Annotated in this window: 14 protein-coding genes and 2 tRNA genes; 3 read left to right on the top strand and 13 right to left on the bottom strand. The window is 46.2% G+C overall.

Annotated features, from left to right (window positions below; all coding sequences use genetic code 11):
- Positions 1-26: 26 nt before the first annotated feature.
- Genes lipB through UM402_RS04900 form a run of 3 tightly spaced genes read left to right on the top strand, consistent with a single transcriptional unit; the run spans position 27 to position 2,063 of the window.
- Positions 27-692 (top strand): lipoyl(octanoyl) transferase LipB, encoded by a 666-nt coding sequence (gene lipB / locus UM402_RS04910; protein ID WP_058579407.1) that lies wholly within the window; start codon positions 27-29, stop codon positions 690-692.
- A complete protein-coding gene (lipA, locus tag UM402_RS04905) occupies positions 676-1,644 on the top strand; it encodes a lipoyl synthase (protein ID WP_053952805.1) in 969 nt (322 codons plus the stop codon). The genes lipB and lipA overlap by 17 nt, the downstream gene beginning before the upstream one ends.
- Positions 1,645-1,670: 26 nt before the next feature.
- The gene (locus UM402_RS04900; RefSeq protein ID WP_053952806.1) at positions 1,671-2,063 is read left to right on the top strand and encodes an MAPEG family protein; all 393 of its coding nucleotides are present in this window, start codon (positions 1,671-1,673) and stop codon (positions 2,061-2,063) included.
- Here UM402_RS04900 and UM402_RS04895 read toward each other — a convergent pair.
- The 13 genes from UM402_RS04895 to tpiA all read right to left on the bottom strand — a co-directional run bounded on the left by UM402_RS04895 (position 2,042) and on the right by tpiA (position 14,446).
- Positions 2,042-3,172: a hypothetical protein gene (locus tag UM402_RS04895; protein WP_058579408.1), complete on the bottom strand. Its 1,131-nt coding sequence runs from the start codon at positions 3,170-3,172 to the stop codon at positions 2,042-2,044. The genes UM402_RS04900 and UM402_RS04895 overlap by 22 nt on opposite strands.
- On the bottom strand, positions 3,169-4,056 hold the full coding sequence (gene nlpI, locus UM402_RS04890) for a lipoprotein NlpI (protein ID WP_058579409.1): 888 nt from the start codon (positions 4,054-4,056) through the stop codon (positions 3,169-3,171). The genes UM402_RS04895 and nlpI overlap by 4 nt, the downstream gene beginning before the upstream one ends.
- Before the next feature lie 105 nt (positions 4,057-4,161).
- Positions 4,162-6,312 carry a polyribonucleotide nucleotidyltransferase gene (pnp, locus tag UM402_RS04885; protein WP_053952809.1) on the bottom strand — a complete coding sequence of 717 codons (2,151 nt, stop codon included), beginning with the start codon at positions 6,310-6,312 and terminating at the stop codon, positions 4,162-4,164.
- A 189-nt stretch (positions 6,313-6,501) separates the two neighbouring features.
- Positions 6,502-6,771, bottom strand: a complete 270-nt coding sequence (gene rpsO / locus UM402_RS04880; RefSeq protein WP_053952810.1) for a 30S ribosomal protein S15 — start codon at positions 6,769-6,771, stop codon at positions 6,502-6,504.
- 95 nt (positions 6,772-6,866) lie between these two features.
- Positions 6,867-7,829 carry a tRNA pseudouridine(55) synthase TruB gene (gene truB / locus UM402_RS04875; protein ID WP_058579410.1) on the bottom strand — a complete coding sequence of 321 codons (963 nt, stop codon included), beginning with the start codon at positions 7,827-7,829 and terminating at the stop codon, positions 6,867-6,869.
- A gap of 3 nt (positions 7,830-7,832) precedes the next feature.
- Entirely contained in the window at positions 7,833-8,216 is a 384-nt protein-coding gene (gene rbfA, locus UM402_RS04870) for a 30S ribosome-binding factor RbfA (protein ID WP_053952812.1), read from the bottom strand.
- Positions 8,217-8,224: 8 nt separating this feature from the next.
- On the bottom strand, positions 8,225-10,912 hold the full coding sequence (infB, locus tag UM402_RS04865; protein ID WP_058579411.1) for a translation initiation factor IF-2: 2,688 nt from the start codon (positions 10,910-10,912) through the stop codon (positions 8,225-8,227).
- Between the two features lie 26 nt (positions 10,913-10,938).
- Positions 10,939-12,438 (bottom strand): transcription termination factor NusA, encoded by a 1,500-nt coding sequence (nusA, locus tag UM402_RS04860; protein WP_058579412.1) that lies wholly within the window; start codon positions 12,436-12,438, stop codon positions 10,939-10,941.
- 23 nt (positions 12,439-12,461) lie between these two features.
- Complete coding sequence (gene rimP, locus UM402_RS04855; RefSeq protein WP_053952815.1) at positions 12,462-12,920, bottom strand: ribosome maturation factor RimP; 459 nt, start codon at positions 12,918-12,920, stop codon at positions 12,462-12,464.
- A 171-nt stretch (positions 12,921-13,091) separates the two neighbouring features.
- A tRNA-Met gene (locus UM402_RS04850) sits at positions 13,092-13,168 on the bottom strand.
- Positions 13,169-13,244: 76 nt separating this feature from the next.
- A tRNA-Leu gene (locus UM402_RS04845) sits at positions 13,245-13,331 on the bottom strand.
- Between the two features lie 7 nt (positions 13,332-13,338).
- Positions 13,339-13,680, bottom strand: coding sequence for a preprotein translocase subunit SecG (gene secG, locus UM402_RS04840; protein WP_058579413.1), 342 nt, complete (start codon positions 13,678-13,680; stop codon positions 13,339-13,341).
- A 7-nt stretch (positions 13,681-13,687) separates the two neighbouring features.
- Positions 13,688-14,446 (bottom strand): triose-phosphate isomerase, encoded by a 759-nt coding sequence (gene tpiA / locus UM402_RS04835; protein ID WP_058579414.1) that lies wholly within the window; start codon positions 14,444-14,446, stop codon positions 13,688-13,690.
- Between the last annotated feature and the right edge of the window lie 11 nt (positions 14,447-14,457).

The raw sequence follows: 14,457 nt of genomic DNA, 5'->3' as shown, positions 1-14,457 counted from the left end.
AGCTTTACAAACGTTATAATTGCGGCATGAACGATACTCTTATTATACGTAACTTTGGCAGGCAACCATACGAACCTGTATGGCATGCTATGCAAGCGTTTACAGACAAACGTGATGAAACCACTGCCGATGAACTCTGGGTGGTTGAGCACGATCCTGTCTTTACCCAGGGGCAAGCAGGTAAGGAAGAACACCTTCTCGCCCCCGGCAGTATTCCCGTTATACAAGTCGATCGTGGTGGTCAGGTGACCTACCACGGCCCGGGTCAAGTCGTTATCTACTTCCTGTTAGACATTCGCCGTTTAAAATACGGTGTTAGACAGTTAGTCAACCGCATAGAACAAACCGTTGTTGATATGCTCGCCGACTACCAGGTAGAAGCAGCCGCAAGGCGCGATGCACCTGGAGTCTATGTTAGCGGAGACAAGGTGTGCTCTTTAGGTTTACGTATTCGCAAGGGCTGCTCGTTTCACGGTCTTGCACTGAATGTTAATATGGATATGGAGCCGTTTGCGCGAATTAACCCTTGTGGTTTAACCGGCATTAAAATGGTCCAAACAAAAGACATGAATGGCCCGCAAACCTTTGATGAAGCAGCCAATGCTATCATCAATCACTTTACTGATGCGCTGTCGTACAGCAACATTCTTCAACAAACAGGACTCGCTCAAGATTATGTCAAAGCCAGTTAGAGTTGAACCTGGCGTCAAAATGCGCGACGCCGACAAAATGGCACTTATTCCCGTGCAGGTTATTCCAACCGAGCGCGATGAAATGTTGCGTAAGCCCTCATGGTTGAAAGTGAAGCTTCCCTCTTCAACCGAGCGAATTGATGAGATAAAACAAGCCATGCGTAGCCATGGACTGCATTCTGTTTGTGAGGAAGCGTCATGTCCAAACTTACCAGAATGCTTTAATCATGGGACTGCAAGTTTCATGATTCTCGGTGATATATGTACTCGCCGCTGCCCTTTCTGTGACGTTGCTCATGGTCGTCCTTTACCTCCTGACGCGGAAGAGCCAGAGAAGCTAGGCAAAACCATTCGCGACATGAAAGTGAAATACGTAGTCATTACCTCAGTCGACCGTGATGACTTACGCGATGGCGGTGCTCAGCACTTTGCTGACTGTATTCGTGAAATTCGCCACCATTGTAATGGTGATATTCAGGTTGAAGTGTTAGTGCCTGACTTCCGTGGCCGTATGCAGGTGGCTTTGGATATTCTTAAAGAAGAAGCGCCCGATGTTTTCAACCATAACCTGGAAACCGTGCCACGCCTATACAAAGCAGCACGCCCTGGTGCCAACTATCAGTGGTCGTTGGACTTGTTGAAGAAATACAAAGAAGCACGCCCTGATATTCGAACCAAGTCTGGCTTGATGGTTGGTTTGGGTGAAACCAAAGAAGAAATACTTGAGGTTATGCGCGACTTGAGAGCGCATGATGTTGATATGCTGACTATTGGTCAGTACCTTCAGCCAAGTCGTCATCACTTGCCAGTCGCTCGCTACGTCCACCCGGATGAATTTGAAGAGCTACGAGTAGCCGGTGTAGAAATGGGCTTTTCACACATTGCCAGTGGCCCATTAGTACGTTCTTCTTATCATGCAGACTTGCAAGCTGCAGGTGAAACAGTACGTTAATCGACTAAAAACAACAGGAGTGCTTTGTGAGCTTACTTTTATGGTGTTTACTCATTGCCGGGCTGCTACCAATTCTAGCCAAAGCCCCTGTTGTTTATTTCCAAAACCGTGATAACGGTTACGATAATAAACACCCAAGAGCCCAGCAGCAGCGTCTCATTGGTCGCGGAGCACGCGCCGTTGCAGGACACTATAACGCTTATGAAGCATTCCCTTTATACGCAGTAGCGTTGCTCGCAGCAATAGCAACAAACACTGTCACTGAGCGCATTGAGTTCCTTGCCATTGCGTTTATCGTGTTACGAGTGCTCTACCACATTACTTACTTGGCGAACTATGACAAACTGCGCTCTTTGCTGTGGTTTATGGCAACATTTTGTCCAGTTATTATCTTGGCTCAATTAGCCGTTTCGCTTTGAGACTCTATTAGCTGCAGGTAAATTTCAGGCCAGTATTCGGTTGCATGCTGCTCCATAGCTGTAGTTTCCTTCACAGGCTTCCACGCCTGAAACTGCCTTTCTGCATTACAGGTATCTGCTTTAAACAACCCAATGTCATGTTGTTTTTTGTCTGAGCCTAGCACCCAGTAGCGACCATTATGCTGCGCTATATCTCGCCATGAGTCCAAACTACTCTTCCATGGAAGACGCTCGTAAAGAGCCTTTATATCACTTTCATAGAGCTTATTGTTACTGGCGTCGGTAATCACAATATTTAAGCTTTTATGTACGTACAGCCCTTGGCAGAAGCTCTCCGCCAAAACTTCCGACATCGGATACTCATCGGCCAACCCTAACCAGTGAGCAACTTCATGAAGAATAACAGCTCTGGAACTATGTTCGGTTAAAAAAATTTGTCGGTCAGAAGCACTCGCAATACCCGATTCAGCGAAAATAATCTCATAATCAGCTGACTCGTTTGCGCTACAACTCGCCCGTTTCCTCTCCCCTTGTAAAGTGCATTCGAGCTCTGAGTCGACAACCCATTGAGAGCACCAATTCACTTCAAAGGCACTTTCCTCCAGTGCCCTCAACACTTTAAGATAGCCAGACTTCTGGGAATTACTGTGACCAATAACAGCTAGAGTCGTTTTGCACTGAGGATTATTTTCAAAGGAATTTAGTGCGTCGAATTGTTTCTCAAGCCAAGCCGTCTGCTCATGTTGCCAACGTGCCACCCAGCGCTTTAAAGAAAAGCTTGAACTGACAAGCTGCCGTTTGGCAACTTCATCTATTGCTGAGGAGATTCCAGCATTTGCGGCCAGCCTCAGCCATTTATCGGAATTCTGTGGAAAATGCGTCATTAGGCGGTTAATTGACTTAACGCTACCGCTATTAGCAGCCCTCTCCCACCAATAATACGCTGACGTTTTCTTACCTTGCTGCCAGTATGAATAAGCAAGCTCAAATTGAGCATGAATATAGCCACTTTCAGCATGAAGAAAACGCTCTTGAATGCTTGTCAGGTGCTGATGACCAATGCTTCCAAATAACAGAGCAATGAAAGCAATAAGCGACTTATTTATCATCGATTAATAAGCGACTGCCGAACTCTGTCTAACTCGACTGACGCATAACGGTGCTCAACAAATTCGTATACGTTTGTTGAAAGAGCCAGCTTAAAGTAGTTCATGGCATCCAGCGGCTTATTGTTCAGCTGCATATACTTACCCAAGTAGAAATAAGCTTCACATAGCCGTTCCGTTAACTGTTCGTCTTCACCCAATTGCTGAGTCATGCGTTTTCTAAACTCATCCACGTCCAGATTGCCAAGAAACAGCTGTACTATCTGATACCCCCACTCCGACTTGTCCAGCTCACGAACGTTTTCACTGAGTGCTTTTTTCGCTTGTTCATTGCTGATATCAACACTGGTGAGATATAACCAAATAACTCGATAGGGATCAGAAGGCTCACGCTCTAAATGATATTCTAGGTCTTCTTTAGAAAGTTCAAAGCGCGAGTCATAATATTCCGCGATACCTCGATTCAAATACGCGTAGTTGTGCTTAGGCTCAAGCTCTATCGCTGAGTCAAAGGCTTCATAGGCGTAATCAAACTCTTGCAACTGAGTATATTGGATACCAAGAAAATTGTATGCGTCAGCAAGCCGTGGGTTGTATTCAAGCGCTCGAGTGAAATCCATTCTCGCTAATGTGCTAAGGCCTACAGCGTCATATAACGCTCCTCGGCGGTAATAAAGCTCAGCGCGTTGTTCAGTGCTTAAGTCTTCCGTGAGAATTTGGTCAAGCCGTGCCAGCTCAATTTCATAACGAAACTCAGCGCGCTCGGGCTCTGCAAGGACTATTTGGCTTATTGCCGAAGGTTGTTGTCCCGTTAACGAGGCACAGCCAGACAAAAACATTGAAGCAATAGCAAAACAAAGAATGGCATAGGAACGAACCAACTGCATAATAGTACCTTTAATTTAACGATAACCTACATTACAGCACATTCAGCGCCTTTCAGGCAAAAAAAAGCCCCGCTAAAACTGCGGGGCTTTCGCGCATATCGAAGATTACTCTTCTGTTGAGTTCTCTTCAGAAGCTTTGCTTTCGTCACTTGCTGTGTCGTTAGCCTCTTCTTTTTTCTCAACCGCTTCTTTCATGCTTAGACGAACACGGCCCTGACGGTCAATTTCCAATACTTTAACCGGCACTACGTCGCCGACTTTCAAGTATTCGTTAACGTCATTTACACGCTCTTCAGCGATTTGAGAAATATGAACAAGACCATCTTTACCCGGCAGCACAGTAACAAAGGCACCGAAGTCTACGATGCGTGCTACTTTACCTTGGTAAATCTTGCCAACTTCAACATTAGCCGTCAGCTGCTTGATTTTCTCAATAGCGGCGTCGGCATCAGCCTGGTCACTAGCAGCTACTTTAATAGTGCCGTCGTCACCAATTTCGATGTTGGTATTAGTCGACTCAGTGAGTTCACGGATAACCGCACCGCCTTTACCGATGACATCTTTGATCTTGTCCTGATCAATTTTGATGGTGGTAAAGCGTGGTGCATAAGCAGATAGCTCTTGGCGGTGACCACCAATAGCCTCATCCATCACTTTCAGGATGTGTAAACGAGCTGACTTAGCCTGTGCCAGTGCACTTTCCATGATATCGCGAGTGATACCGTCGATTTTGATGTCCATTTGCAGCGCAGTAATGCCGTCGTTGTTACCCGCTACTTTAAAGTCCATATCGCCTAAGTGATCTTCGTCGCCCAGGATATCTGAAAGAACGACATGCTTGTCGCCTTCTTTTACCAGACCCATAGCGATACCCGCTACAGACGATTTAATAGGAACACCAGCATCCATAAGTGCCAATGAAGAACCACAAACTGACGCCATTGAACTTGAACCATTAGATTCAGTAATTTCTGACACCACACGAATGGTGTAAGGGAATTCATCGTGGCTTGGCATAACTGCCTGAATACCGCGTTTAGCTAGGCGGCCATGACCAATCTCACGACGCTTAGGTGAGCCCATCATGCCAGTTTCGCCAACACAGTATGGAGGGAAGTTATAATGCAGCATGAAGCGGCTGGTATTAGTACCGGTAAGCTCGTCGATCATCTGAGCGTCGCGGTCAGTACCTAAAGTTGCAGTAACCAGGGCCTGAGTCTCACCACGAGTAAACAATGAAGAGCCGTGAGTGCGCGGTAACACGCCTGTCGCTGCGCTAATAGCACGAACCATGTCTGGGTCACGACCATCGATACGTTTTTCGCCCGCAATGATACGGCTACGAACAATGTCACTTTCAAGGTCATGGAAGATGTCGCCGGCTTCTTCTAAGTCAGCATTTTCATCTTCTGCAGTTAGCTTTTCAGCCATCTGCTGTTTAACTTCGTCAAGCTTGCCTTTACGTTCGGCTTTGTCAGTAATGCGGTAAGCTTCACCAATACCTTGTTCAGCCAATTCACGAACTTTCTGCTGTAAGGTTTCGTTTTTCTCAGGCGCTTTCCAGTCCCACTTTTCTTTACCCGCTTCTGCAGTAAATTCTTCAATGGCTTTGATAACGTCCTGCATGGCTTCATGGCCGTACATGACAGCGCCCAGCATTTGGTCTTCTGACAGCAGCTCGGCTTCAGACTCAACCATTAATACTGCGTTTTCTGTACCTGCAACCACAAGATCGAGCTTAGACTGCTCTAGCTCATCCATGGTTGGGTTCAATACATATTCGTCGTTTACTACACCAACACGCGCAGCACCGATTGGGCCTGCGAATGGTACACCTGAAATTGACAGCGCAGCTGATGCACCTATTAGTGCAACAATATCAGGGTTAATTTGTGGGTTAACTGACACTACCGTAGCAACTACCTGAACTTCATTCATGAAACCTTCAGGGAATAAAGGACGGATTGGACGGTCGATAAGACGCGATGTCAGCGTCTCGTTTTCACTTGGACGACCTTCACGTTTGAAGAAGCCACCCGGAATTTTACCTGCTGCGTAAGTTTTTTCTTGATAGTTAACTGTCAGCGGGAAAAAGCTTTGTCCTTCACGGACGTCTTTTTTTGCAACAACAGTTACCAGAACTGTTGTGTCATCCATACTGACCAATACGGAGCCAGTGGCCTGACGTGCAATAACGCCAGTTTCTAAAGTGACTGTATGCTGACCGTACTGAAATTGTTTCGTAATTGGATTCACGTTGTCTTTCCTTTACCTAATAAATATAGAACATCCGGATTGATGTTCGTCTTCTCTCTTTATTTGTCTCGCCGCATAGTATAAGGGAATTGTGACAAAATTAAGACCCATAAGACTAAAAAGAACAAAAAAAGGGCTGAATTTTTCAATTCAGCCCTTTCTTACAGAATTTTTGCTTTGCTCAGCGTCTTAGCGACGGATTCCTAAACGCTCAACAACTGATAAATAACGCTTTTCGTCTTTACGCTTAAGGTAGTCAAGCAATTTACGACGACGGCTAACCATGCGTAACAAGCCACGACGTGAGTGGTGGTCTTTTTTGTGCGATTTAAAGTGGTCTTGAAGCTCTGCCAGGTTTTTAGTCAACAAAGCGATTTGTACTTCTGGAGAACCTGTGTCGTTCTCGCCTTGACCAAACTCTTTTACGATTTCAGCTTTCTGTTCAACAGTTAGTGACATAATAACTCCTAATTATGTGAAATATCCGCCTCCGATCACTAATTCAGGGGCGGGAGAAGCGCGTATTATATAGAGACAGCGCCCAAAATCAATGATTATTTCAAATCATCCAGCGAGAACTCGCAGAACTCAAGCGCTAACACGCGCTTTGGCCAAAAGCGGTTATCATCTCTTAAAGCACCGACACCAATAAATTCTTTTCCGTCGTCAATACGTTCACTCCACATACGGCATTGATCGCCAACAGCCACCTCTCGGTCTAAGTAATTATTTACCGGCTGGCCATGCAGTAAGTCTCGTGCTTCAGCGCGACTTATTTTTTGCTCTGGTAACGCATGTAGCAGACAATCAACAGAGTGAAGCTGCGCGTCCAGCTCTCCGGCTTCAGCTACTTGTTCCAGCTGTTCTATAGTCAACATATTGTCCGCGTTTAAGTCCGCCACACCATTTCTATGAAGTAACGAAACATGTGCTCCGCATCCTAATGCCTGACCCAAATCATCGATTAATGTGCGTATATAAGTGCCTTTGCTGCAGCTGACCTGTAACTCCAGTACATTTCCGTTGAATTGGATAAACTCTATAGAGTGAATGTTTATCTCACGTACCTTCTGTGGCACTTCAATACCGCGACGTGCGTAGTAATACAGGGGGCGACCTTCATGCTTCAGTGCTGAGTATATTGACGGAGTTTGTTGCTGTTTCCCGGTAAACTCAGGAAGCTTTTCACGAATGTCATCTTCAGTGATGTTCACCGCTTTTCGTTCGACTTCCTCACCTTCAGCGTCACTCGTTGTTGTACGCACACCAAGTGTCGCTTCAACCCTGTAGCTTTTATCCGCATCCAGAAGGTATTGAGAAAATTTAGTGGCTTCCCCTAAGCAGACAGGCAAAAGGCCTGTTGCTAAAGGGTCAAGAGCGCCGGTATGACCCGCTTTTTGAGCATTGTAGAGGCGTTTAACACGTTGAAGGGCATGGTTTGAACTCATGCCCTTCGGTTTATCCAGAAACACTACGCCACAGACAGGACGCCCTTTGCGGGGACGAGCTTTGCCCATTGCTTAGTCCTCTGAATCGTTCTGATTTTTATTGTCGCGTGCGCGAGCTTCCGCCACTAACTTACTCATTCGAATGCCTTCGTTTAATGAGGTGTCGTGATGGAACTTCAATTCCGGCACAATACGAGCTTTAATGCGCTTACCCAAAAGCGAGCGAATAAAACCAGCAGCCTGGTTTAAAATTTTAAGCGCTGTTTTGGTTTCTGCTTCGTCATCATTAAAAAAGGTAACGAATACTTTGGCGTACGCTAAATCTCTTGATACTTCTACATCGGAAACCGTCACCATACTAACGCGAGGATCTTTCACCTCACGCTGTATGATAAGTGCAATTTCACGTTGTAACTGATGCCGCACTCTTTCGGTGCGGCTAAAGTCTTGTGGCATACCTTTCCTTACAACTTACGTTCAATTTGAACCGTCTCGAAGACTTCGATTTGGTCGCCTTCTTTAACGTCATTGTAGTTCTTAACACCGATACCACATTCCATACCGTTACGAACTTCCTGAACGTCGTCTTTGAAGCGACGCAACGATTCAAGCTCACCTTCGTAAATAACTACGTTGTCACGCAAGACACGAATTGGTGCAGAGCGCTTCACGATACCTTCGGTAACCATACAGCCGGCGATAGCACCAAGCTTCGGCGACTTAAAGACATCACGAACTTCTGCAAGACCAATAATTTCTTGCTTGAATTCTGGTTGCAGCATGCCGCTCATGGCAGCCTTCACTTCATCTATCAGGTCGTATATGACGCTGTAATAACGAAGATCTACGCTTTCTTGCTCTACCAGTTTTCTAGCCGCTGCTTCCGCACGGACGTTAAAGCCAACAACGATAGCGTTTGAGGCACTCGCCAGAGAAATATCTGTTTCGGTGATACCACCAACACCGCTGCCGATAATATTCACTTTCACTTCATCGGTAGACAGTTTGGTCAATGCATCAGAAATTGCCTCCAGTGAACCTTGAACGTCTGACTTAAGAACAATATTCAGCTCTGAAACATCGCCTTCTTCCATGTTCGCAAACATGTTTTCCAGCTTCGCTTTTTGCTGCTTAGCCAGCTTCACTTCACGGTATTTGCCTTGGCGGTAATTCGCTACTTCGCGCGCTTTGCGTTCGTCTTTTACAACGGTTGCTTCATCACCGGCTTGAGGCACACCAGACAGACCCAGTATTTCCACTGGAATTGAAGGGCCTGCTTCTTTAATTTCCTGGCCATTTTCGTCACGCATCGCGCGAATTTTGCCGTATTCCAAGCCACAAAGAACCACGTCACCTTGCTTCAGCAAACCACGCTGTACAAGAATTGTCGCTACAGGACCACGACCTCGGTCAAGACGCGATTCAACCACGATACCTGACGCCATGCCTGTTTTTTCCGCTTTAAGGTCAAGTACTTCAGACTGAAGTAAGATACCCTCCAGAAGCTCATCAATACCCAAGCCGCTGTGAGCAGATACAGGGATAAACATAGTATCGCCACCCCAGTCTTCAGGGATAACGTCCAACTGTGACAACTCGTTCTTAACACGGTCTGGATCAGCTTCTTCTTTATCCATTTTGTTGATAGCAACGATAAGTGGTACACCCGCTGCTTTCGCGTGCTGTACAGCTTCTTTCGTTTGCGGCATGACACCATCATCGGCTGCGACAACGAGAATAACCACGTCAGTTGCGCCGGCACCACGTGCTCGCATCGATGTAAAGGCTGCGTGTCCCGGTGTATCCAGGAAAGTCACCATGCCTTGATCAGTCTCTACATGGTAAGCACCAATATGCTGTGTAATACCACCGGCCTCACCCGACGCCACTTTCGCTTTACGAATGTAGTCGAGTAACGATGTTTTACCGTGGTCAACATGACCCATAACAGTAACAACCGGTGCACGTGGCGCTTCTTCACCACCTTCGTGGCGATCAGACAGCACTTCTTCTTCGAGCGCATTGTCTTTAACCAACGCTGGTTTATGACCAAGCTCTTCAACAACCAGAGCGGCTGTATCCTGATCCAGAATCTGGTTAATAGTGACCATTTCGCCCATTTTCATCATGGTCTTAATGAGGTCGCCTGCCTTTACCGCCATACGGTTTGCAAGCTCACCTACTGTAATGGTCTCACCAATTTTTACTTCACGCTCAACAGGTTGAGCGGGTTTATTAAAGCCTTGTTGCAAAGAAGCTCCTCTTCGAGCGCCCTTACGACGCTTCTCGCGGCGCGGTGCATCTTCATTTTCTTCATCTTTACGACGACGTTTTTTATTACGACGGCGACTTTTGCGTTCTTCGTCGAAGTCCTGAGCGTCTTCAGCTTCCTGAGCTGTAGAAGACGTAGTAAAGTGCACATCTTCCTGCTCTTGCTGCTTACGTTTCTGCTCTTCTTCTTCCCAGCGCTTTGCGTTTTCTTCTGCTAGTTTACGAGCTTCTTCCGCTTGAGCTTCCGCTTCTTTTTCCGCTTTTTTACGGGCTTCTTCTTCCTGCTGACGTTTCAGCTTTTCAGCTTCTTCTTTCGCTTTGTCAGCGGCTTCACGCTCTTCAGGGGTCATTGCTGCACGTTTTTCAGCTTCTGCCTTCTGGCGTGCTTTTTCTTTCTCTTTACGAGCTTTTTCCTTTTCAGCCTTTTCTTTTTCAGCTTTCTCGCGCTCAGCTTTCGCCTTCGCTTCCGCTTCCTTACGCTGCTCTTCTTCGCGCTTCTGCTCTTCTTCGCGACGCTTCGCTTCTTCAGCTTCTTTCTCTTTTGCTAAGCGCTCTTGTTCTTCACGCTCGGCTTCGTCTGCTGCTGAGCGTTTAACGTAAGTCCGCTTTTTACGAACTTCAACTTGTACCGATTTAGAATCACGACCACCGCCAACACTCAGCGTGCTCTTGGTTTTTCGTTTCAGTGTCATTTTGCTGGGTTCAGAGCTGCCGCCACCGCCATGTTGACGATTTAAGTGAGCCAGCAACTTTTGTTTTTCTTCTTCATTAACTGAGTCGCCAGCTTTCTTGTTCATGCCCGCTTCAGCGAACTGCTGAACCAGACGATCAACTGTTGTACCGACATCTTTGGCCAGCTTTTCGAGCGTTACTTCTTCCATAGTCTGTTGTACCTCCGCTGATCGTTTTACTGTTCTTCACTGAACCAGCAAATATTGCGGGCTTTCATTATTAAATCGCCAGCCTGCTGTTCATCAAGTTCTTCAATATCGGCTAAGTCATCAATGCCCTGCTCTGCTAATTCTTCCAGAGTGGTCACGCCTTTACTTGCTAATACGTAAGCAAGGTGGCGATCCATTCCTTCCAAGTTTAACAAGGTTTCATCAGGCTCCGCCGACTCCAAAGACTCTTCATTAGCCAATGCTTTCGTTGTTAAATAAGCGCGTGCACGGCTACGAAGTTCTTCAACGATATCTTCATCCATACCTTCAATTTCAAGGAATTCTGCAACAGGTACGTAAGCCACCTCTTCTAATGATGAGAAGCCCTCTTCAACCAGCACTGTTGCGAAATCTTCATCGATATCCAGGCTTGAGATAAACAAGTTTAACAAGCGTTGCGTTTCTGCTTCATTCTTCTCATTAAACTCTTCTTCAGTCATTACGTTTAGTGTCCAGCCTGTTAACTGACTCGCCAAACGAACGTTTTGACCGCCTTTACCGATAGCTTGTGCCAGGTTGTCATCCGCCACAGCGATATCCATAGTGTGAGCATCTTCATCAACAACAATAGAGGCAACTTCTGCCGGCGCCATTGCGTTGATAACAAACTGTGCCGGGTTGTCATCCCAAAGAACGATATCAACTCGTTCGCCGCCAAGCTCACCGGATACCGCCTGAACGCGCGCTCCTCGCATGCCGACACAAGCCCCGACAGGGTCTATACGCTTATCATTACTTTTAACAGCTATTTTAGCACGTGAACCCGGGTCGCGTGCAGCGCCACGAAGCTCTATCATTTCTTCGCCAATTTCAGGCACTTCAATACGGAACAACTCAAGCAAGAACTCTGGGTGTGTTCTGCTAACAAAGAGTTGAGCGCCACGAGCTTCAGGCTTCACGTCATAAAGCAAACCACGAATACGGTCGCCAGGACGAACCGACTCGCGTGGCAGCATTTCATCACGATAAATAATTGCCTCTGCGTTGTTACCCAAATCCAGAATGACATGCTCACGGTTAGCACGCTTTACGATACCGCTCACCATTTCACCCACCTGGTCACGGTATTCGTCAACAACTTGAGCTCGTTCTGCTTCACGAACCTTTTGTACAATAACTTGTTTCGCCGTTTGCGTCGTTATACGGTCAAACTGAATTGAATCAATTTGCTCTTCAACGTAATCGCCTAATTGCAACGACGGGTCTTCGTATTGCGCTGCTGACAAGCTAATTTCACGGTACGGATGCTCCAAACCTTCGTCGGTATCGTCAACCACTAACCAGCGACGGTAAGTATCAAATTCGCCTGTCTGACGATCGATATCGATGCGAACGTCAATATCACCTTCGTACTTCTTTTTAGTCGCATGCGCCAGAGCTGACTCTAACGCTTCAAAAATCTTTTCTCTTGGTACGGCTTTTTCATTTGAAACCGCTTCTGCGACTAACAGTATTTCTTTACTCATGAGTGCTGCCTCGCCAACGCAATCTAATCAAATCTTGGAACCAGATGAATGCTTTTAATATCGCGCATTTTCACCTGAAGCGTATCGTCATCGACAGTTAAAGTCAGTGTGTCGTCTTCAACTGCTTCCAATAATGCCTGAAATTTTCTTTTGTTTTTCTGGGCTGCAACTAGGTTCACAGCGACAGTTTCATTGATATAAGGCACCATTTGCTCGGTATTAAAAAACGGTCTTTCCATGCCCGGGGAAGAAACTTCCAGGTTATATTCAGCGTTTATCGGGTCTTCGACATCTAATAACGAACTGACCTGATAGCTCACATCTGCACAGTCATCCACACTGATACCTTCAGGGTGATCAATGTAGACGCGCAACGTTGAAAATTTACCCGCTCGAACAAACTCAACACCCCATAGCTCATACTCCAGAGCCTCTACTGCGGGTCGAATAATGTCCGTCAACCGTTCTTGCAAATTTGCCAATTACTGCCTCCTAAAAACAAAAAAAGGGCGCAAGCGCCCAGTGTTCTGGCTATCTTAAGATAGCTAAGGTCACATAGCAAAAAGCCCCGAGCTGCTGCGGGGCTTTTTAAACACTGGACCCTTTGTCAGTTATTCAACGAAGCCTATTACTATGTCCTGCTTCATTGAATTTGGTTGCGGGGGCAGGATTTGAACCTACGACCTTCGGGTTATGAGCCCGACGAGCTACCAGACTGCTCCACCCCGCGTCCGAAACTTGCTGCACATTATACGTTTTTTTCTTTTATTTTCAAGCTCTGAAGCAACAATCAGAGAGAAATTAATTGGTGCAGAAGGCGGGACTTGAACCCGCACGCCCGTAAGAGCACTACCCCCTCAAGGTAGCGTGTCTACCAATTCCACCACTTCTGCAAATTCTTTAGTTAACAGGCGGTACGTCTGACGATTCGTCTTCGTTATTTTCCGCAGGCGGTAACTGCTCTTCTTGTTCTGGAACGGCTAAGTCAGAAAAATCATCCGTTGCTTCACCCGTTGAAGTCGACAAGTTACCTAAAGCCAAGCTCAAAACAAAGAACACAACTGCCAAAACAGCAGTGGTTCTGCTCAAAAAGTTACCTGAGCCTGACGAACCAAATACCGTGTTTGATGCACCCGCACCAAACGATGCGCCCATGTCTGCGCCTTTACCTTGTTGAATCATGATAGATCCAACCAGGATAATGGCGACGACCAAAAATGCGATCATTAAAAATTCATACATAATTAAATTACCCTTGTGCTGCCTGGCAGATGCTTAGGAAGTCGTCAGTTTTTAAACTTGCACCACCTATCAGGCCACCATCAATGTCTTTTTGTGAAAACAGTTCTTTTGCGTTACCTGGCTTGACTGAACCGCCATATAACAATGGCAATTTATTGCCAATTTCACCGAACAGCTCGACAACCAGTGCTCTTAATTTTTCATGCACTTCCTGAGCCTGTTCCGGTGTTGCTGTTTCACCTGTTCCTATTGCCCAAACAGGTTCATAAGCAACGATAATCTTTCCTGTACTTTCAGGTGCGATACCCTGCAATGCGTTTTTCACTTGCTGCGATACCACATCCCAGGTTTCGCCAGCGTCTCTTTGTGATTTGTTTTCACCAACACAAAGAACCGCTTTTAAATTTGCGCTCAATGTCGCTTTTACTTTCTGGTTAATTTGCTCATCGCTCTCAGCAAATAACTGACGTCGTTCTGAGTGACCAACTAACACATAGCTAACGCCTGCTTCTTTCAACTGAGACGTTGATACCTCTCCAGTGTAAGCGCCGCTTTCATGCTCTGATACAGTTTGCGCCCCGACAGCGATGTCGTCGTAATAACACTCTCGTGTTAAATCAGAGATGAGAGTAAAGGGAGGACAAACGACAACGTCAACAGCACGAAACTGCTCTTGGTTATCTCTTAAAGACGTTACCATTTCTTTGGCTAACGCTTTATTTCCGTTCATTTTCCAGTTTGCAATCACTAATGATGCATTTGGCATAATTTGTCCTC

The organism is Idiomarina sp. OXR-189 (assembly GCF_034373425.1).
GTDB lineage: Bacteria > Pseudomonadota > Gammaproteobacteria > Enterobacterales > Alteromonadaceae > Idiomarina > Idiomarina zobellii.
Note: the sequence above shows the minus strand (reverse complement) of the source record. Positions and strands in the feature narration are given on the sequence as shown.